Here is an 18,761-nt window from a genome sequence, read left to right on the forward strand (position 1 = left end):
AGCGTCGCGCTCACGACCCATCACCCCAAGAACCGCTCCTGAGCAGGGAGTTCAGGCGCTCCCAACCCGGCTCCCGGGTGAAGGCCGTCTCGCCCCAGCGCAGCGCCGGCACCGTCGCCACCAAGCCGGACTCGCCACGCTCCAGGACATGCACCTCGGCGATGCGGCGGCGGCCCACCCTGTCGCGTACGAGATGGATCACCACCGACAGCGCCGCCGCCAACTGGCTGTGCAGGGCCGCCCTGTCGAGGCCTGCCGCCGTCCCCAGGGCCTCCAGGCGGGCCGGCACGTCCCCCGCGGCGTTGGCATGGACCGTGCCGCAGCCCCCCTCATGTCCGGTGTTCAGCGCGGCGAGCAGATGCACCACCTCCGCGCCGCGCACCTCGCCGACGACCAGCCGGTCGGGGCGCATCCGCAGGGCCTGGCGCACCAGGTCGTCCAAGCCGACGAGGCCTGCCCCCTCCTGGTTCGCGGGGCGGGACTCCAGGCGCACCACATGTGGGTGCCCGGGGCGGAGCTCCGCGGAGTCCTCGGCGAGCACGATGCGCTCCTTGGGGCCGACCAGACCCAGCAGAGCGCTCAGGAGTGTCGTCTTGCCGCTGCCGGTGCCGCCGCTGATCAGGAACGACAGCCGGGCGTCGAGGAGGGCGCGCAGGAAGCGGTCGCCGCCGGGCGGCACCGTGCCCGCCGCGACCAGCTCCGCGAGGGTGAAGGCGCGGGGGCGCACCACCCGCAGGGAGAGGCAGGTCGAGCCCACCGCCACCGGTGGCAGCACCGCGTGCAGTCGCGTGCCGTCCGGAAGGCGGGCGTCCACCCAGGGCCTGGCGTCATCGAGGCGCCGGCCCGCCACGGCCGCGAGGCGCTGCGCGAGCCGCCGCACCGCGGCCGCGTCCCGGAAGGTGACGCCCGTCAGCTCCAGGCCGCCGCCCCGGTCCACCCAGACGCGGTCGGGCGCGGAGACCAGGACGTCGGTCACCGTGTCGTCCGCGAGCAGCGGCTCCAGGGGACCCGCCCCGATCAGTTCCGAGCGCAGCTGTTCCGCCGCGCCGAGGATCTCGGTGTCTCCGAGCACCCTGCCCTGGGCCCGCAGCGCCTCGGCGACCCGGGCGGGCGTCGGCTCCGTGCCGTTCTCCGCCAGCCACTGGCGCACGCCGTCCAGCATCCGGGCGCCGATCACCGAGCTCATACGACCGCTCCCGTCGCCTCGACCGGCAGCCGCTCCCAGAAGGAGCTGCAGAACCGTGCCAGCGGTCCCCGGGCGACGCCTCCAGGTGGTGTCCCCGCGGCCTGGGCGCCGAGCAGTCCGGCCTCCCAGGGGACTTCGCCGGCCAGCGGCAGATCGAGCAGGCCCGCGATCTCCTCGGGGCCCAGGCCACCGGCGTCCCCCGGCCCCGCGCCCGCGGAGACGAGCACCCGCAGATCCCGCAGCGCCATCCCCGCGACCGACGCCACCCGCCGCGCCCCCGCCACCGCCCGCAGCTCGGCGGGCACCACCAGGAGCCCGAGGTCCACCTGCGCGAGCGCCTCGGCCGCCGCCTCGTCCACCCGGCGGGGCAGATCCAGGACCACCACACCGCCGCGCCTGCGGGCCGCCGCGACGACCGCCCGCACGGCCTCCGGGGCGACCGCGACCGCGTCTCCCCGGTCCCAGCTCAGGACCCGCAGCGCGTGCAGCTCCGGCAGCGACTCCTCCAGCGCCCCGCCGCCGACCCTGCCCCGCGAGGCGGCGAACGCCGGCCAGCGGAGCCCGTCGGCGCTCTCGCCGCCGAGGAGGACGTCCAGGCCGCCGCCCAGCGGGTCGGCGTCGACGAGCATCGTGCGCCGGCCATCCCGCGCCGCCGTGACCGCGAGCGCGCAGGCCAGCGTGGAGGCTCCGGCGCCGCCCCGGCCACCGATGACGCCGACGGTGAGCGCGGGCCGGCCCACCCCCTCCGCCACATCGGCGATGCGGTCCACCAGCCACTGTTCGCCGTCCGGCAGGACCAGCACATGGTCGGCGCCGATCTCCACCGCCCGCCGCCAGACGCCGGAGTCGTCCTGATCCCGCCCGACCAGCACCACACCCCGCCGGCGCGCGGCCCCGCGCACCCGGTCCGCGGCGTCGTCCCCGACCAGCACGAGCGGGGCGGCCTCCCACCCCTGCCTGCTCGACGGGCCGCCGTGCTGCACCTCGGGCAGCGCTCCCGCGGCGGCACACAGCCGCAGCAGGTCATCCAGCAGCTCCACGTCCTCCGTGACGATCAGCGGGCCGCCCTGCCGTCCGTCGGCCTGCGCGCTCCTGTCACGTGAAATGACTCCACCCACGATCTCCATCCCCTTCACACCGCGACACCCTTGTGAATGCCGCGCCCCGCTTGCGCGAAGAGAGCCGGACAAAGCAATCCGGCCATGAACTTCACGAGCGGAGCGGGCGGAATCAGCGTGCGGCGCTGCCGGAAATCGTGTGGATCTTGGTCAATAACTGTGGACAAGGCGATGCCTGTGAATATCTCCGTCACCCATACCGGTGACATCGCACGGCCTTCGCGATGACTTCCACAGCGCAGCGTCACGACTACGCTCCGTGACGAATCTTGGGCAGCCCGCAGGAGGGTCGAGAAGACCATGAGGGCCACTTGAGGGCCGGAAGAGGATCGACGGAGGGTTCAAAAACCCATCCGGACATGCGACGACCCCCGCCGGGGGGGAGAGCGGGGGTCGTCCCCACGGTCCGACTCGGGGGGGGAGGAGCCAGACCGGGTTAGCACGGTCGCGAACGATCCGTGACTTCCATGGTGTACCCGAGAGCCTTCTCAGGCAAACCCACGCGCCTCAGCTTACGCCGAATGGTGGGCGCCTATGCTCGGGCTCGTGGAAAACCACTCCTTGCCTCGCACTGCCGCCTTCTTTGACCTGGACAAGACGGTCATTGCGAAGTCGAGCACGCTCACCTTCAGCAAGTCGTTCTACCAAGGCGGCCTGATCAACCGCAGAGCGGTACTGCGCACCGCGTACTCACAGTTCATCTTCCTCGCGGGCGGCGCCGACCACGACCAGATGGAGCGGATGCGCGAGTACCTGTCCGCGCTGTGCCGCGGCTGGAACGTCCAGCAGGTCAAGGAGATCGTCGCCGAGACCCTGCACGACCTGATCGACCCGATCATCTACGACGAGGCCGCGTCCCTCATCGAGGAGCACCACACCGCCGGCCGCGACGTCGTCATCGTCTCCACCTCGGGCGCCGAGGTCGTCGAGCCCATCGGCGAACTGCTCGGCGCGGACCGGGTGGTGGCGACCCGCATGGTGGTCGGGGACGACGGATGCTTCACCGGCGAGGTGGAGTACTACGCGTACGGACCCACCAAGGCGGAGGCGGTCAAGGAGCTCGCCCGGACGGAGGGGTACGACCTGGACCGCTGCTACGCGTACAGCGACTCGGCGACCGATCTGCCGATGCTGGAGTCGGTCGGGCACCCGCACGCGGTCAATCCGGACCGCGCGCTGCGCAAGGAGGCCCTCACGCGCGCGTGGCCGATCCTCGACTTCCACCGGCCGGTCCGCCTGAAGCAGCGGCTGCCCACGCCACCCCGGCCCGCCGTCGTGGCGGCCGCCGCGGTCGGTGCCGCCGCGGCCACGGCGGGCCTCGTCTGGTTCGCGAGCCGGCGCCGCACGGCCGCGTCCTGAGCCCGGGCTCGAGACCGGACTCAAGACCGGGCTCCGGCCCAACGCCGCCAGCGCTTCCCCGCACCTTCGATCAGGCGCCCGATTTACACCTGTTTGAAGCTAAAAGTAAAGAAGTGCGGCCAGGACTTCCGCTTATCCCAGGAGGGGAGTACAAAGGAGTCAACGGCCCGCGAGACCAAGGACATCCGAGAGGATCACCTTCAAACGCAGTAAGGCCCCACGGACCGAAGCATGAACACCGAGCACCCACGCGACGTCGACCCGTCGATTACGGGCCAGCCGCACCAGGTGACGGGCAACGTCCCGACCTGATGGGCAACACATCGAGGACGCTTGGTAACACGGTGGACATGCCAGCGGCGGTACGGATTCCGTACCGCCGCAACCCTTTTGGGGCACCCGCCCCCGTCGACGCTCTAGGCCGCGCCGCGCTGCAGCGCCTCGCAGACGGCCGTCGACTCCCTGGCGCCGAGTTCCACCGCCTTGCCGCAGTGGGCGATCCAGGCCGCCATACCCTCCGGCCTGCCCGACGCGTAGCCGTCCAGGGCCGCCACGTAGGCCGCACGGCCCAGCTCCCCGTACCCTGCCTCCGCCGGACACACCGACTTCGGGTCGAGGCCGCTGCCCACCAGGACGATGCGCTCCGCGGCCCGCGCGACCAGGCCGTTGTGCGAGCCGAACGGGCGCAGGCTGAGCAGCTCGCCGTGGACCACCGCCGCCGTCACCAGTGCCGGCGCCGCACTGCCCGCGATGATCAGCCGGGACAGGCCCTCCAGCCGGCCCGCCACCTCGTCCGCGTCCGGCACGGGCAGCTCGACCAGCGGCTCGTCCACGGGTTCGCCCGCCAGTCGCGGCCGGCCCGCGCCCTCGGCGGAGTCGGCGGCGGCGACCAGGTGCAGGCGCGCGAGCACGCGCAGCGGCGACTGCCGCCAGATCGACAGGAGCTGACCGGCCTCGGCGGTCAGCCGCAGGGCCGCACCGAGCGTGCGGGCCTCGCCGTCACCGCTGAAGTCGCTGCGTCGACGCACCTCTTCGAGCGCCCAGTCGGCGCCAGAGAGCGCCGCGGAACCGCGGGCGCCGCGCAGCGCGGCCTCGGAGGTGATCTCGTTGCTGCGGCGCCGCATGATCCGGTGCCCGTAGACCCGGTCGACGGCCTTGCGCACGGAGTCCACGGAGTCGGTCACCCCGGGGAGATCCCCGAGGGCCGCGAGCGGATCAACTGTCGTACTCATGAGTACGACCCTACGTACTTCCGGGCTCGCCGCCACGAAGGAGTGGTCTTCTTCACGCACATCGGGCACTCGGCGTACCCAACCGGCTACCCTTCGTGGTCATGAAAATCGCTTTCGTAGGGAAGGGCGGCAGCGGCAAGACGACGCTGTCCTCGCTCTTCGTCCGCCACCTCGCCGCGACCGGGGCGCCCGTCATCGCGGTGGACGCCGACATCAATCAGCACCTCGGCCCGGCCCTCGGCCTCGACGAGACGGAAGCCGCCGAGCTGCCCGCCCTCGGCGCGCGGCTGCCCCTCATCAAGGACTACTTGCGGGGCTCCAACCCGCGGATCCTCTCCGCGGACACCATGATCAAGACCACACCCCCCGGCGAGGGCTCGCGCCTGCTGCGGGTGCGCGAGGACAACCCCGTGTACGAGGCGTGCGCGCGGCCCGTGGAACTCGACGACGCCACCGTGCGTTTGATGGTCACCGGGCCGTTCACCGAAGCCGACCTCGGTGTCGCCTGCTACCACTCCAAGACGGGGGCGGTGGAGCTCTGCCTGAACCACCTGGTCGACGGCCGCGACGAGTACGCGGTCGTGGACATGACCGCCGGTTCGGACTCCTTCGCCTCCGGCATGTTCACCCGCTTCGACATGACGTTCCTGGTGGCCGAGCCGACGAAGAAGGGCGTCTCCGTCTACCGCCAGTACAAGGAGTACGCGCGGGACTTCGGTGTCAGCCTCGCGGTCGTCGGCAACAAGGTGCAGGGCCAGGACGACGTCGACTTCCTGCGCGAGCAGGTCGGCGACGACCTGTTGGTGACGGTCGGGCACTCGGACTGGGTGCGCGCCATGGAGAAGGGGCGCCCGCCGCGCTTCGCGCTCCTGGAAGAGGACAACCGCCGTTCCCTGCAGACGCTTCAGGACGCCGTCGACGCCGCGTACGACCGGCGCGACTGGGAGCGCTACACCCGCCAGATGGTCCACTTCCACCTGAAGAACGCGCAGAGCTGGGGCAACGAACGGACCGGGGCCGACCTGGCTGCCCAGGTCGACCCCGACTTCGTGCTGCGCGAGCGCATGACCGCCACGGCCTGAACGGCCCGCGGGAGTGCTACTCCTTGACCGCGGGAGCGCCGGGGACGCCCTTGGGGGCGGGTGCGGGCTGGGCGGAGAGGAACGACGCCCAGCCTTCCTTCGGCTCCTTGCCGACCCGCAGGTGGGTCAGCTTCTCCAGCGTCTTCGGGTCCTGCGCGTCCAGCCAGTCCGCAAGCTGGCGGAAGGAGACGCACCGCACGTCGGGCTTGTTGCAGACCCGCTCGACGGTCTCCTCGATGGCCCGCATGTACGTGCCGCCGTTCCAGGATTCGAAGTGGTTGCCGATGATCAGCGGGGCGCGGTTGCCCTTGTAGGCGCGGGAGAAGCCCTGGAGCAGGCCGTCACGCATCTGGTCGCCCCAGTACTCGTGCTTGGACGGGTCGCCCTGCGAGGTCGAACCGGACTGGTTGACCATGAAGTTGTAGTCCATGGTCAGCGTCTCGAACTGGCGGCCGGGGACGGGGACGAGCTGCATCGACAGGTCCCACAGCCCCTCCTTCTTCTTGGGCCAGACCTGGTTGTTGACGCCGCTGGTGTCGTAGCGGAAGCCCATCTCGCGGGCGGCCCGCATGAAGTTCTTCTGGCCCTCCAGGCAGGGGGTCCGGGCGCCGATCAGTTCCTTGTCGTAGTCGAAGGGCAGGGGCTTGGCCTTCTTGAGGCCGGAGTGGGACTTCCAGGCCTTCACGAAGGACTTGGCCTGCTCGATCTCGCTCTTCCAGTCCTTGACGGACCACTCCCCCACTCCGCCGCCCGCGCCGCAGAAGTGACCGTTGAAGTGCGTGCCGACCTCGTTGCCCTCGAGCCAGGCGCCGCGGAGCTGGTCCACGGTGTCCCTGATTCCCTTGCGGTCGTTGAAGCCGATGTCCGAGCTTCCCGCCATGTGCTGCGGCGGCTTGTAGAGCTTGCGCTTGCCCTCGGGAAGCATGTAGACGCCGCTGAGGAAGTAGGTCATCGTCGCGTTGTTCCGCTTGGCGACCTTGCGGAAGTGCGAGAAGAGCTTCTGGCTGTCCTCGCCCGCGCCGTCCCAGGAGAAGACGACGAACTGCGGCGGCTTCTGACCCGGCTTCAGGCGGGTGGGCCGGGGCAGGTGCGGCTGCTTCCCGGTGAACGACGTGGAGCCGTCGCCGATCATGCGGACGGGACTCTTGGGGGCCGGGGCTCCGGCGCCCTTCTTGGCGCCCTCGGCGCCCTTCCTGGCGCCGGTGCCGCTGTCGGCGCAGCCGGCCAAGGCCACTGCGCAGGCCACGAGGGCGGTGAGGCTCGCGGCGGTCCTCCGGGTGGCGGCCATCTTCCGCCCACCTTCTTCCGTGCAAGTAGGGACAGATCGCACCGAACTTCGCACGGACCCTTTAATCACACTTTCCGACAAGCCGATCATTTTTCGCATTCACTCATCCGAGTGAGGTATTGACCTATTTGCACGGAAAAGCCTTGGAGTTCCTTTACTCTGCATTACGATTCGTTTACCGAGAGTTGAGCAATCCCGCCGCTGCACGCCGTGACCCACGGCCGCGACCCGCCCCTCCGGAGACCTCCGGAGGACCCCTCGTTCCGCGACCGCGCTGCCCCGGAGGAGACGGGAAACATGTCTGCTTGCGTCCCCACTCGCACCACCGACTCGGCTCACACGCCCCGCGCCAACAAGCCCCACGCCCCGCCGCCCGGAAAGCGGTTCCGCATCGCGGGCGCCGACCTCTCCGCGTCGGTCGCCGTCTTCCTGATCGCCCTGCCGCTGTCGCTCGGCATCGCCCTCGCCACCGGAGCCCCGCTCCAGGCGGGCCTCGTCGCAGCGGCCGTCGGCGGCATCCTGGTCGGCCTGCTCGGCGGCTCGCCCCTCCAGGTGAGCGGCCCGGCCGCCGGTCTGACCGTCGTCACCGCCGACCTCATCCAGCAGTACGGCTGGCGGACCACCTGCGCCATCACCGTCTGCGCCGGCCTCGCCCAACTCGGCCTCGGCTGCCTGCGCGTGGCCCGCACCGCGCTCGCCGTCAGCCCCGCCGTCGTGCACGGCATGCTGGCCGGCATCGGCGTCACCATCGCCGTCGCCCAGCTCCACATCGTGCTCGGCGGCACCCCGCAGAGCTCCGTGCTCGCCAACGTCCGTGCGCTCCCCGCTCAGTTGGCCGACCTGCATCCCGCGGCCCTGACGATCAGCGTGCTGACCCTGGCGATCCTGCTGCTGTGGCCGCGGATCCCCGGTCGGGTCGGGCGCGTCGTCCGGGTCCTGCCCGCCGCCCTCGTCTCCGTGGCCGCCGCGACCGCCGTCGCCGCCGCGACCGGCCTCGGCGTCGACAAGGTCGATCTGCCGTCCTGGCGCAGTCACGCACTGGCCGGGCTCCCGGACGGACCCGTGCTCGGGCTCATCGCCGCCGTGCTCACCACCACCCTGGTGTGCAGCGTGCAGTCACTGCTCGGCGCCGTCGCCGTCGACAAGGTCGTCGCCGGGCAACACGACCTGCACGCGCGCGTGCGCCGCTCCGACCTCGACCGCGAACTGCTCGGCCAGGGCACGGCGAACATCGTGTCCGGAACGCTCGGCGGACTCCCCGTCGCGGGCGTCGCCGTGCGCAGCATGGCCAATGTGCGCGCGGGCGCCGTCAGCAGGAACTCCACGATGCTGCACGGCGTTTGGGTGGTAGTGGCCGCGCTGCTCCTGGTGCCCGTCCTGGAGCTGATCCCCCTCGCGGCGCTCGCCGCCCTCGTCATGTCCGTCGGCATCCAGATGGTCAACCTCCACCACATCCGGACCGTCACCCGCCACCGCGAGATCCTCGTCTACGCCGTCACCACCCTCGGTGTGGTCCTCTTCGGGGTCCTCGAGGGTGTGGCCCTCGGCGTCGCCGTGGCCGTGGCCGTCTCGCTGCACCGGCTCGCCCGGACCCGGATCACCCACTGCGAGGTGGACGGGGTCCACCACGTCCGCGTGCGCGGACAGCTGACGTTCCTCGCGGTGCCGCGGCTCAGCCGCGCCCTGCACCTCATCCCCCATGACGCCGACGTGATCGTCGAGTTGGACGGCTCCTTCATGGACCACGCCGCGTACGAATCGCTGCAATGCTGGCAGGACGCCCACATCGCGCACGGTGGCAGCGTCGAGATCACCGGCCGCTCCGGGACCCGTATCGCCGAGCCCGCGAGCTCCGCGCACTCCTGCTGCAGGCCCTGGACGCCGTGGCGCAACCACCACTGCGACCGGCCGCAGGAGGAGCAGCGGGAGGGCCGGCCCAGCAACCATCAACTGGCCAGCGGAATCAGCGCGTTCCAGCGGAACACGGCGCCGCACGTGCGCGGTGAGCTCGCCCGGCTCGCGCGGGAGGGGCAACAGCCCGCCCAGCTCTTCCTGACCTGCGCGGACTCCAGGGTCGTCACCTCGATGATCACGTCGAGCGGCCCCGGCGACCTCTTCGTCGTACGCAATGTGGGCAACCTCGTGCCGCTGCCGGGGGCCGAGAGCGGGGACGACTCGGTGGGCGCCGCCATCGAGTACGCGGTCGACGTGCTCAAGGTCCGCTCCATCACCGTGTGCGGGCACTCCGGGTGCGGTGCCATGCAGGCGCTGCTCACCACCCCGCCGGGCGGCCCGCAGACGCCGCTGAAGCGGTGGCTGCGGCACGGGCTGCCGAGCCTGGAGCGGATGGGCGCGCAGGACAAGGCGTGGGCGCGCCTCGCCGGACGCGCGCCCGCCGACGCCGTCGAGCAGCTCTGTCTCACCAATGTGGTCCAGCAACTGGAGCACTTGAAGGCGCACGAGTCGGTCGCGCGCCGACTTGCCGAAAACGATCTTGAGCTGCACGGTATGTACTTCCACGTCGGAGAGGCGCAGGCCTATCTGCTGACGGAGGGCGGCGCCACCGAGCAACTCCCCGACGAGGTCTTCGACCAGGTGGCGCCCACAGCGCAGATCAAGGTCTAGCTTCCGCTCCGGGAGGACCGGCCAGGTAAAGGTCTAAACCAATTTTCGGCAGGCCCTTGTCACCACGGGTTGTGTCTGATGAGCTGTGGCTTCGGACACAACGGGCGCCCCCGGCAAAGCAGCGCAAGGGAGATGTCGTGAGCAATGAAAGCCTGGCCAACCTCTTGAAGGAGGAGCGTCGCTTCGCGCCGCCGGCGGAGCTGGCAGCCGCCGCCAACGTCACGGCGGAGGCGTACGAGCAGGCCAAGGCTGACCGGCTCGGCTTCTGGGCCGAGCAGGCACGCCGGCTGACCTGGGCCACGGAGCCGACCGAGACGCTCGACTGGTCGAACCCGCCGTTCGCCAAGTGGTTCGCCGACGGAAAGCTCAACGTCGCCTACAACTGCGTCGACCGCCACGTGGAGGCCGGCAACGGCGACCGCGTCGCGATCCACTTCGAGGGTGAGCCCGGCGACAGCCGGGCCATCACCTACGCCGAGCTCAAGGACGAGGTCAGCCGCGCCGCGCACGCGCTGACCGAGCTGGGCGTGCGCACGGGCGACCGGGTCGCGGTCTACCTCCCGATGATCCCCGAGGCGGTCGTCGCGATGCTGGCCTGCGCCCGCATCGGCGCCGCCCACTCCGTGGTCTTCGGCGGCTTCTCCGCGGACGCCATCGCCAAGCGCATCGAGGACGCCGACGCCAAGGTCGTCATCACCTCCGACGGCGGCTACCGCCGGGGCAAGCCCTCCGCGCTCAAGCCCGCCGTCGACGAGGCCCTCACGCGCGTATCCGTGGAGAAGGTCCTCGTCGTGCGCCGCACCGGCCAGGACGTGGCCTGGACCGAGGGCCGCGACGTGTGGTGGCACGAGATCGTCGCCGAGCAGTCCACGGAGCACACCCCCGAGGCCTTCGACGCGGAGCACCCGCTCTTCATCCTCTACACCTCGGGCACCACGGGTAAGCCGAAGGGCATCCTGCACACCTCCGGCGGCTACCTCACCCAGGCGGCCTACACCCACCACGCCGTCTTCGACCTCAAGCCTTCGAGCGACGTCTACTGGTGCACGGCCGACATCGGCTGGGTCACCGGCCACTCGTACATCACGTACGGCCCGCTGGCCAACGGCGCGACGCAGGTCATGTACGAGGGCACGCCCGACACCCCGCACCAGGGCCGCTTCTGGGAGATCGTCCAGAAGTACAAGGTCAGCATCCTCTACACCGCGCCCACCGCGATCCGCACGTTCATGAAGTGGGGCGACGACATCCCCGCGAAGTTCGACCTCAGCAGTCTGCGGGTGCTCGGCTCGGTCGGTGAGCCGATCAACCCCGAGGCGTGGATGTGGTACCGCAAGAACATCGGCGGCGACGCCTGCCCGATCGTGGACACCTGGTGGCAGACCGAGACCGGCGCGATGATGATCTCGCCGCTGCCGGGCGTGACCGAGACCAAGCCGGGCTCCGCCCAGCGCGCCCTGCCCGGCATCAGCGCCACGGTCGTCGACGACGAGGCGAACGAGGTGCCCGACGGCGGCGGCGGTTACCTGGTCCTGACCGAGCCGTGGCCCTCCATGCTGCGCACCATCTGGGGCGACGACCAGCGCTTCATCGACACGTACTGGTCGCGTTTCGAGGGCAAGTACTTCGCCGGTGACGGGGCCAAGAAGGACCAGGACGGCGACATCTGGCTGCTCGGCCGGGTCGACGACGTCATGCTCGTCTCCGGGCACAACATCTCCACCACCGAGGTCGAGTCCGCGCTCGTCTCGCACCCGGCCGTCGCCGAGGCCGCCGTCGTGGGCGCCGCGGACGAGACGACCGGCCAGGCCATCGTCGCCTTCGTGATCCTGCGCGGCACGGCGAACGCCGACGACGAGGGGCTCGTGGCCGAGCTGCGCAACCACGTCGGCGCCACGCTCGGCCCGATCGCCAAGCCCAAGCGGGTCCTCCCGGTGGCCGAGCTGCCCAAGACCCGCTCCGGCAAGATCATGCGCCGCCTCCTGCGCGACGTCGCGGAGAACCGCGAGCTCGGTGACATCACCACCCTCACCGACTCCTCCGTCATGGACCTCATCCAGACGCGGCTCCCGGCCGCGCCCAGCGAGGACTGAGCGGGCAGCGGGGCAGCAGGGCATCCACGTACGCCCTAGGGGCATTCACGTACGCCCGAGGACATGCACGTACGTTCAAAGGGGCCGTCCGGCAGCGCGCCGGGCGGCCCCTTTGTGCTTAAGGTGAAGATCACCGGATACGTCCGGGCGTACGTTAGGTAAGCTAAGGATCGCGTCAACAACGCGTCATCGACATGACGAGCTGGCGCGACGAGAAGAACGAGGTGCGCCGGGAAGTCTGGTCGGCATGTGCTCAGCCCTGCCTACCCGACCGGAGGTCGACTCTCGTGACCGCGCCCGCCCCCAGCAGCAACCGCAAGGTCCTCGGCCGTCTGTCGCTCCCCGAGCGCACCTTCATCGCGAACGCGCTGCGCGCCGAGACCGTCGGCGGAGTGCTGCTGCTCGCCGCCGCGGTCGCCGCGCTGATCTGGGCCAACACGGCGGGCGGCTCGTACGACGCGGTCCGCGGCTTCCATCTCGGGCCCGGCTCGCTCGGCCTGAACCTCTCCATCCAGCACTGGGCGGCCGACGGGCTCCTCGCCGTCTTCTTCTTCGTGGCCGGCATCGAACTCAAGCGCGAGCTGGTCGCGGGTGATCTGCGCGACCCGAAGGCCGCCGCGCTGCCCGTCATCGCCGCGCTCTGCGGCATGGCCGTACCGGCGCTGGTGTACCTCCTGACCAACACCGTGGGCGGCGGCTCGCTGGACGGCTGGGCCGTGCCGACCGCCACCGACATCGCCTTCGCGCTCGCCGTCCTCGCGGTCATCGGCACCTCGCTGCCGTCCGCGCTGCGCGCCTTCCTGCTCACCCTCGCCGTCGTCGACGACCTCTTCGCGATCCTGATCATCGCGGTCTTCTTCACGAGTGACCTGAACTTCGCCGCGCTCGGCGGTGCCGTCGTGGGCCTCGCGGTCTTCTGGCTGCTGCTCAGGAAGCGGGTGCGCGGCTGGTACGTCTACGTGCCGCTGGCGCTCGTCATCTGGGGCCTGATGTACAACAGCGGCATCCACGCCACCATCGCGGGCGTCGCCATGGGCCTGATGCTGCGCTGCCACAAGGAGGGCGAGGGCGCCGAGAGCGAGGAGCACTCCCCCGGCGAGCACATCGAACATCTCGTACGACCTGTCTCCGCGGGCCTCGCCGTGCCGCTGTTCGCCCTGTTCAGCGCGGGTGTGGTCGTCTCCGGCGGCGCGCTCGGCGACGTCTTCACGCAGCCCGAGACGCTCGGCGTGGTGCTCGGTCTCGTGGTCGGCAAGGCGGTCGGCATCTTCGGCGGCACCTGGCTCGCGGCCCGCTTCACCAAGGCCGAGCTGAATGACGACCTGGCCTGGCCCGACGTGTTCGCGGTCGCCTCGCTGGCCGGCATCGGTTTCACCGTGTCGCTGCTCATCGGCGAACTCGCCTTCACCGAGGACCCGCTGCTCACCGACGAGATCAAGGCGGCCGTCCTGATGGGCTCGCTGATCGCGGCGGTGCTCTCCGGGATCCTGCTGAAGGTGCGCAACGCCAAGTACCGCGCGATGTGCGAGGACGAGGAGCGCGACGACGACCTCGACGGCATCCCCGACATCTACGAGATGGACAAGCCGGATTACCACCTGCGGATGGCCGCCATCCATGAGAAGAAGGCCGCGGAGCATCGCAGGCTTGCCGAAGTCGCGGGTGGGGAACGCAAGGACGGCAACGGTCCGGCATGATCTGAGCAGACATATCTCAGAAGAGATCAGAAGAGATAAAGGGGAGAACGCGATGAGCTCACCCGACGGCCCCGTCGGCGCCGAGCGCAGCCTCGGCCAACTGGTCGCCTCGGCGACCGGCGAGATGTCCGCGCTGGTGCACGACGAAATCGCGCTGGCCAAGGCCCAGCTGCGGCAGGACGTCAAGCGCGGCGCGGTCGGTGGCGGCGCGTTCGCCGCGGCCGGCACGGTCCTCATCTTCTCGTTGCCGATGCTGAGCTTCGCGCTCGCCTACGGCATCCGCACCTGGAGCCACTGGAACCTCGCGATCTGCTTCCTGCTGTCCTTCGCCGCCAACCTGGTGGTGGCCGGGCTGCTCGCGCTGATCGGCGTCGTCTTCGCGAAGAAGGCCAAGCAGGGCAAGGGACCGCAGAAGGTCGCCGCTTCGGCCAAGGAGACGGCGGCCGTACTGGGGAACGTCAAGCCGCATCCCCGCTCGGCGAGCCCCGCGAGTGTCGTCGAGGTCCGAGTCGGTGAGACGGGGGCGACTGTGGCACGCTCGTCCTCATGACGGACCCCGCCACTCCATCGGCCCAGCCCTCCGCCTCTGCCGTACGCATCGAGGGGCCCTGGACCCACCGGGACGTGGCCGCCAACGGGGCGCGCTTCCACATCGCCGAAATGGGTGACGGACCGCTGGTCCTGCTCCTGCACGGCTTCCCGCAGTTCTGGTGGTCGTGGCGGCACCAGATGGTGGCGCTCGCCGACGCGGGCTTCCGGGCCGTCGCGATGGACCTGCGGGGCGTGGGCGGCAGCGACCGCACCCCCCGCGGCTACGACCCGGCGAACCTCGCGCTCGACATCACGGGCGTCGTGCGCTCCCTCGGCGAGCCGGACGCCGCGCTCGTCGGGCACGACCTGGGCGGGTACCTGGCGTGGACGGCGGCCGTGATGCGGCCCAAGCTGGTGCGCCGCCTCGCCGTCTCCTCGATGCCGCATCCGCGGCGCTGGCGCTCGGCGATGCTGTCGGACCGCAGGCAGACGGCCGCGGCCTCGTACGTGTGGGGTTTCCAGCGGCCCTGGGTGCCGGAGCGTCAACTGGTCGCGGACGAGGGCGCCCTGGTGGGCCGTCTGGTGCGGGACTGGTCCGGGCCCCGGCTGCCGGACGACGAGGCGGTGGAGACGTACCGGCGGGCCATGTGCATCCCCTCGACGGCGCACTGCTCGGTCGAGCCGTACCGCTGGATGGTGCGGTCGATGGCGCGTCCCGACGGCATCCAGTTCAACCGCCGCATGAAGCGGCCGGTGCGCGTGCCGACGCTGCATCTGCACGGCTCCCTCGACCCCGTGATGCGGACCAGGAGCGCGGCGGGCTCCGGCGAGTACGTCGAAGCCCCGTACCGCTGGCGGCTGTTCGACGGGCTCGGGCACTTCCCGCACGAGGAGGATCCGGCGGCGTTCTCGACCGAGCTGGTGAACTGGCTGAAGGACCCGGAACCGGATCGGTGACGTTCCGGGGGCCCTCGGGCGAACATATGTCCTACGAACGCCAATTGCCTCCCGCATAGGCCAATTGGGGCCCCTGGGTGCGGTTACCGACCATGAGGCCCGGGCACACGTCGGGGTATGGGCTGGACGCACGACTACAGTGACGTAGCACGCAATCGCCGCTCGGCCACAGCGCTGAACAGCCACGAGAGGGGCGGGCCACGGGATCAGGGCCGTTACGGCCCCCCTCAGGCGATGGGCATTCCGCGCATTCTCCGCCGCAGGGCCCGCTGGGTCTCCGCGCGGCTCCGCCATACCCGCGACTGATCCCGCTCGCCGGGCTCCCCGGCCACCCCCGCTCTAGAGCGCGCAGCCCTGGCTGTCGACCTCCTGGTCGGCGGTGCGGCCGCGCTTGATGTCCTCGCGCACCTCGTCCGCCGTCAGCGCATAGCCGGTGTCCGGGTCGTCGAGCGACTTCGCGAACACCACGCCGTAGACCTTGCCGTCGGGCGTGAGCAGCGGGCCGCCGGAGTTGCCCTGACGGACCGTCGCGTAGAGCGAGTACACGTCGCGGTGCACGGTGCCCCGGTGGTAGATGTCCGGGCCGTTGGCCGTGATGCGACCGCGTACGCGCGCGGGGCGGACGTCGTACGGCCCGTCCTCGGGGTAGCCCGCGACGATGGCGCTGGCGCCGCTGGGCGCGTCCTTCGAGGTGAACTGCAGGGCCGGCGCCTTCAGGGTGGGCACGTCCAGTACGGCGATGTCGCGCTCCCAGTCGTAGAGCACGACCTTCGCGTCGTACGTCTGGTGGTTGTCGCCTATCTGGATCGTCGGCTCGTCCACGCCGCCGACCACGTGCGCGTTCGTCATCACGCGGCGGTCCGCGAAGACGAAGCCGGTGCCTTCGAGCACCTTGCCGCAACCGCGGGCCTCACCGCGGACCTTCACGATGGAGCGCTTGGCCTTGGTGGCGACCTGGCTCTTGGCGAGCTTCGGGTCCGGGGGCTGCACTTCCTTGATGGGCTCGTTCGAGAACGGGCTGAAGACCTGCGGGAGGCCGTTGCGCGCGAGGACCGAACGGAAGTCGGTGAACCAGGTGTCGGCCTGGCCCGGCAGGGCGCGGTCCACACCGAGCAGCACCTTGGAGCTGCGGAGCTCCTTGCCGAGCGTCGGCAGCGTCGCGCCCGCGAGCAGCGAGCCGAGCAGCCAGGCGACGAGGAGCATCGCCACCACGTTCACCAGGGCGCCGCCCGTCGCGTCCAGGGCGCGGGCGGGCTGCCAGGTGATGTACCGGCGCAGCTTGTTGCCGAGGTGGGTGGTGAAGGCCTGGCCGATCGAGGCACAGACGATCACGATGACGACGGCCACCACCGACGCCGTCGTACCCACCGCGGCCGCGTCATCGTCCGTGAGCGCGTCCCAGACGATCGGGAGCAGATAGACGGCGACGAGACCGCCGCCCAGGAAACCGATCACCGACAGGATGCCGACCACGAAGCCCTGGCGGTACCCGACGACCGCGAACCACACGGCGGCGAGCAGCAACAGGATGTCCAGCACGTTCACCGATTCAATCCTCGCCTCGCATCGCGGTCGCCGTTCCCCGCAACCTTGTCATGCGCGCCAGTCGAGCGGGACCTGCCTCGTGCGGTCCCAGGGGCGCTCCCAGCCCGCGAAGTGCAGGATCCTGTCGATCACTCCGGCCGTAAAACCCCAGACCAGAGCGGATTCGACGAGGAAAGCCGGGCCGTGGTGGCCGCTGGGGTGCACCGCCGTCGCGCGGTTCGCGGGGTCCGTGAGATCGGCCACGGGAACCGTGAAGACGCGGGCCGTCTCGTTCGGATCGACGACACCGACCGGGGTCGGGGTGCGCCACCAGCCGAGCACGGGCGTCACGACGAAGTCGCTCACCGGGATGAAGAGGCGCGGCAGCTCGGCGAAGAGCTGGACGCCGCGGGGGTCGAGGCCGGTCTCCTCCTCCGCCTCGCGCAGGGCGGCGCGCAGCGGCCCCTCTCCCTGTGGGTCGCCGTCCTCGGGGTCGAGGGCGCCGCCGGGGAAGGAGGGCTGGCCCGCGTGCGAGCGGAGCGAGCCGGCGCGCTCCATCAGGAGCAGCTCGGGGCCCTTCTCGCCCTCTCCGAAGAGGATGAGTACGGCGGACTGGCGTCCGGCGCCGCTCTCCGGGGGCAGGAAGCGGCTCAGCTGGAGCGGCTCGACGGTCCGCGCGGCGTGCACGACCGGGTCGAGCCAGGAGGGGAGGCCGGTGGTGGAGAGGAGGGGGTGGGGGTGGGCGTTCTGGGGGGTGCTTCCGTTGTCTTCTGCGCTCGCCGTGTTCGGGGCGCTCGTGCTGTTCGCCGTTTTCGTCGCCTTCGTCGTCTTCGCCGTGCTCGTGGTGTTCGTGGCGTCCGCCGTCTTCGTGGTGTCCGTCGTGTTCGTCGTGTCGCTCGCGTGCGTCATCGGTACCCCCGTCCGCCTCTGGACAACGCTCTTTCCCCTCGGGTTCGTTCCGCCTGCCGTCGTCGTCACCCCGCGGCGAGCGGAGGCGCGGGCTTGCCCGGGTAGTCGGCCGGCGGCTTGAGGCGCTGGCCGGGGAAGCCGCCCATCTCGTACTTCAGCAGCTTCTTGGCCTTCTCCGGGTCGGTCTCCCCCTCCCCGTATGACGGGCAGAGCGGGGCGATCGGGCAGGCGCCGCAGGCGGGCTTGCGGGAGTGGCAGATGCGGCGGCCGTGGAAGATCACGCGGTGCGAGAGCATCGTCCACTCGCTCTTCGGGAAGAGCGCGCCGACGGCCGCCTCGACCTTGTCCGGGTCGGTCTGGTCGGTCCACTTCCAGCGGCGGACAAGGCGCCCGAAATGGGTGTCAACCGTCAAACCAGGCACACCGAAAGCGTTGCCCAAGACCACGAAGGCGGTCTTGCGGCCCACGCCGGGCAGCTTCACCAGGTCCTCCAGGCGCCCCGGAACCTCGCCCCCGAAGTCGTCGCGCAGCGCCTTGGCCAGGCCCATGATCGACTTCGTCTTCGCCCGGAAGAAGCCGGTCGGCCTGATGAGCTCCTCGACCTCCTCGGGGACGGCGGCGGCCAGCTCCTCCGGGGTCGGGTACGCGGCGAAGAGGCGCGGGGTCGTCTGGTTCACCCGCAGGTCGGTGGTCTGCGCGGAGAGCACCGTGGCGACCAGCAGCTCGAACGGGTTCTCGAAGTCCAGCTCGGGGTGGGCGTACGAATACACCTCGGCGAGCTCGCGGTTGATGCGGCGGGCGCGACGGACGAGGGCCGTGTGGGACTCGGTCCGGGGGTCGGTGGTCCGCGCGGGAGTGGCCTTCGAGGGGGGCGTCTTCTTGGCAGCGGCCTTCTTGGCAGGCGCCTTCTTGGCGGGCGCCTTCTCGCTGGCGACCTTCTTGACCGGGACCTTCTTGGCGGAGGCCTTCTTGGCGGAGGCCTTCTTGGCGGAGGACGTGGCCGTTTCGGCCGTCTTCTTCTTCGTCGCCGCCGTCTTCTTCGCGGGCGCCGCCGGCGTCGTCTTCTTTGCGTTCACAGGGTCGACCTCTTCACCGGGGACACCAGGGGAGCTGTCCAATTTGTCGCTTTCTCGGGGGAGCCGGACGCATGTTCGCCCACA

The 18,761-nt window shown here is 70.8% G+C and carries 16 protein-coding genes; 8 read left to right on the top strand and 8 right to left on the bottom strand.

Going from position 1 to position 18,761, the window contains the following annotated elements:
• Nucleotides 1–10 precede the first annotated feature (10 nt).
• The 3 genes from ACZ6CV_RS10180 to ACZ6CV_RS10190 are packed head-to-tail and all read right to left on the bottom strand — an operon-like array spanning nucleotide 11 to nucleotide 2,606.
• Nucleotides 11–1,186, bottom strand: coding sequence for a TadA family conjugal transfer-associated ATPase (locus ACZ6CV_RS10180; RefSeq protein ID WP_358777297.1), 1,176 nt, complete (start codon nucleotides 1,184–1,186; stop codon nucleotides 11–13).
• Nucleotides 1,183–2,313, bottom strand: coding sequence for a septum site-determining protein Ssd (gene ssd, locus ACZ6CV_RS10185; protein ID WP_469250419.1), 1,131 nt, complete (start codon nucleotides 2,311–2,313; stop codon nucleotides 1,183–1,185). The genes ACZ6CV_RS10180 and ssd overlap by 4 nt, the downstream gene beginning before the upstream one ends.
• A gap of 5 nt (nucleotides 2,314–2,318) precedes the next feature.
• Nucleotides 2,319–2,606 (bottom strand): hypothetical protein, encoded by a 288-nt coding sequence (locus ACZ6CV_RS10190; RefSeq protein WP_469250420.1) that lies wholly within the window; start codon nucleotides 2,604–2,606, stop codon nucleotides 2,319–2,321.
• 232 nt (nucleotides 2,607–2,838) lie between these two features.
• Between ACZ6CV_RS10190 and ACZ6CV_RS10195 the strand changes: the two genes are divergently transcribed.
• Nucleotides 2,839–3,663: an HAD family hydrolase gene (locus tag ACZ6CV_RS10195; protein ID WP_469250421.1), complete on the top strand. Its 825-nt coding sequence runs from the start codon at nucleotides 2,839–2,841 to the stop codon at nucleotides 3,661–3,663.
• 416 nt (nucleotides 3,664–4,079) lie between these two features.
• On the opposite strand, the gene ACZ6CV_RS10200 is transcribed toward ACZ6CV_RS10195, so the two are convergent.
• Nucleotides 4,080–4,895, bottom strand: a complete 816-nt coding sequence (locus tag ACZ6CV_RS10200; RefSeq protein ID WP_469250422.1) for a Fic family protein — start codon at nucleotides 4,893–4,895, stop codon at nucleotides 4,080–4,082.
• Nucleotides 4,896–4,996: 101 nt separating this feature from the next.
• On the opposite strand from ACZ6CV_RS10200, the gene ACZ6CV_RS10205 reads away from it, so the two are divergent.
• A complete protein-coding gene (locus ACZ6CV_RS10205) occupies nucleotides 4,997–5,977 on the top strand; it encodes an ATP-binding protein (RefSeq protein WP_469250423.1) in 981 nt (326 codons plus the stop codon).
• 16 nt (nucleotides 5,978–5,993) lie between these two features.
• Here ACZ6CV_RS10205 and ACZ6CV_RS10210 read toward each other — a convergent pair whose 3' ends face one another.
• Complete coding sequence (locus ACZ6CV_RS10210) at nucleotides 5,994–7,265, bottom strand: polysaccharide deacetylase family protein (protein ID WP_469250424.1); 1,272 nt, start codon at nucleotides 7,263–7,265, stop codon at nucleotides 5,994–5,996.
• 297 nt (nucleotides 7,266–7,562) lie between these two features.
• On the opposite strand from ACZ6CV_RS10210, the gene ACZ6CV_RS10215 reads away from it, so the two are divergent.
• The 6 genes from ACZ6CV_RS10215 (at nucleotide 7,563) to ACZ6CV_RS10240 (ending at nucleotide 15,474) form a co-directional block, all read left to right on the top strand.
• A complete protein-coding gene (locus ACZ6CV_RS10215; protein WP_469250425.1) occupies nucleotides 7,563–9,890 on the top strand; it encodes a bifunctional SulP family inorganic anion transporter/carbonic anhydrase in 2,328 nt (775 codons plus the stop codon).
• 137 nt (nucleotides 9,891–10,027) lie between these two features.
• Entirely contained in the window at nucleotides 10,028–11,983 is a 1,956-nt protein-coding gene (gene acs, locus ACZ6CV_RS10220) for an acetate--CoA ligase (RefSeq protein WP_469250426.1), read from the top strand.
• Nucleotides 11,984–12,270: 287 nt separating this feature from the next.
• The gene (gene nhaA / locus ACZ6CV_RS10225; RefSeq protein ID WP_469250427.1) at nucleotides 12,271–13,680 is read left to right on the top strand and encodes a Na+/H+ antiporter NhaA; all 1,410 of its coding nucleotides are present in this window, start codon (nucleotides 12,271–12,273) and stop codon (nucleotides 13,678–13,680) included.
• 52 nt (nucleotides 13,681–13,732) lie between these two features.
• The gene (locus ACZ6CV_RS10230) at nucleotides 13,733–14,230 is read left to right on the top strand and encodes a phage holin family protein (protein WP_469250428.1); all 498 of its coding nucleotides are present in this window, start codon (nucleotides 13,733–13,735) and stop codon (nucleotides 14,228–14,230) included.
• The gene (locus tag ACZ6CV_RS10235) at nucleotides 14,227–15,168 is read left to right on the top strand and encodes an alpha/beta fold hydrolase (protein WP_355810928.1); all 942 of its coding nucleotides are present in this window, start codon (nucleotides 14,227–14,229) and stop codon (nucleotides 15,166–15,168) included. The genes ACZ6CV_RS10230 and ACZ6CV_RS10235 overlap by 4 nt, the downstream gene beginning before the upstream one ends.
• Nucleotides 15,169–15,285: 117 nt before the next feature.
• Nucleotides 15,286–15,474 (top strand): hypothetical protein, encoded by a 189-nt coding sequence (locus ACZ6CV_RS10240; protein ID WP_362374572.1) that lies wholly within the window; start codon nucleotides 15,286–15,288, stop codon nucleotides 15,472–15,474.
• A gap of 33 nt (nucleotides 15,475–15,507) precedes the next feature.
• Here the strand turns inward: ACZ6CV_RS10240 and ACZ6CV_RS10245 are convergent, their stop codons facing one another.
• From ACZ6CV_RS10245 to nth, 3 genes are all read right to left on the bottom strand, one after another.
• The gene (locus ACZ6CV_RS10245) at nucleotides 15,508–16,713 is read right to left on the bottom strand and encodes a MarP family serine protease (protein WP_469250429.1); all 1,206 of its coding nucleotides are present in this window, start codon (nucleotides 16,711–16,713) and stop codon (nucleotides 15,508–15,510) included.
• Between the two features lie 48 nt (nucleotides 16,714–16,761).
• Nucleotides 16,762–17,601: an NUDIX hydrolase gene (locus ACZ6CV_RS10250; protein ID WP_469250430.1), complete on the bottom strand. Its 840-nt coding sequence runs from the start codon at nucleotides 17,599–17,601 to the stop codon at nucleotides 16,762–16,764.
• Between the two features lie 65 nt (nucleotides 17,602–17,666).
• Complete coding sequence (nth, locus tag ACZ6CV_RS10255; protein WP_469250431.1) at nucleotides 17,667–18,677, bottom strand: endonuclease III; 1,011 nt, start codon at nucleotides 18,675–18,677, stop codon at nucleotides 17,667–17,669.
• Between the last annotated feature and the right edge of the window lie 84 nt (nucleotides 18,678–18,761).

It is taken from the genome of Streptomyces sp. NPDC041713 (assembly GCF_055591085.1).

Excerpts from the sequence above, each read along its gene's own strand:
- ACZ6CV_RS10240 (WP_362374572.1), top strand. The coding sequence starts at position 15,286 with ATGGGCTGGACGCACGACTACAGTGACGTAGCACGCAATCGCCGCTCG.
- ACZ6CV_RS10210 (WP_469250424.1), bottom strand. The coding sequence starts at position 7,265 with ATGGCCGCCACCCGGAGGACCGCCGCGAGCCTCACCGCCCTCGTGGCC.
- ACZ6CV_RS10195 (WP_469250421.1), top strand. The coding sequence starts at position 2,839 with ATGCTCGGGCTCGTGGAAAACCACTCCTTGCCTCGCACTGCCGCCTTC.
- ACZ6CV_RS10215 (WP_469250425.1), top strand. The coding sequence starts at position 7,563 with ATGTCTGCTTGCGTCCCCACTCGCACCACCGACTCGGCTCACACGCCC.
- ACZ6CV_RS10250 (WP_469250430.1), bottom strand. The coding sequence starts at position 17,601 with ATGACGCACGCGAGCGACACGACGAACACGACGGACACCACGAAGACG.
- ssd (WP_469250419.1), bottom strand. The coding sequence starts at position 2,313 with ATGGAGATCGTGGGTGGAGTCATTTCACGTGACAGGAGCGCGCAGGCC.
- ACZ6CV_RS10205 (WP_469250423.1), top strand. The coding sequence starts at position 4,997 with ATGAAAATCGCTTTCGTAGGGAAGGGCGGCAGCGGCAAGACGACGCTG.
- ACZ6CV_RS10235 (WP_355810928.1), top strand. The coding sequence starts at position 14,227 with ATGACGGACCCCGCCACTCCATCGGCCCAGCCCTCCGCCTCTGCCGTA.
- ACZ6CV_RS10230 (WP_469250428.1), top strand. The coding sequence starts at position 13,733 with ATGAGCTCACCCGACGGCCCCGTCGGCGCCGAGCGCAGCCTCGGCCAA.
- ACZ6CV_RS10190 (WP_469250420.1), bottom strand. The coding sequence starts at position 2,606 with ATGGTCTTCTCGACCCTCCTGCGGGCTGCCCAAGATTCGTCACGGAGC.
- ACZ6CV_RS10200 (WP_469250422.1), bottom strand. The coding sequence starts at position 4,895 with ATGAGTACGACAGTTGATCCGCTCGCGGCCCTCGGGGATCTCCCCGGG.
- ACZ6CV_RS10180 (WP_358777297.1), bottom strand. The coding sequence starts at position 1,186 with ATGAGCTCGGTGATCGGCGCCCGGATGCTGGACGGCGTGCGCCAGTGG.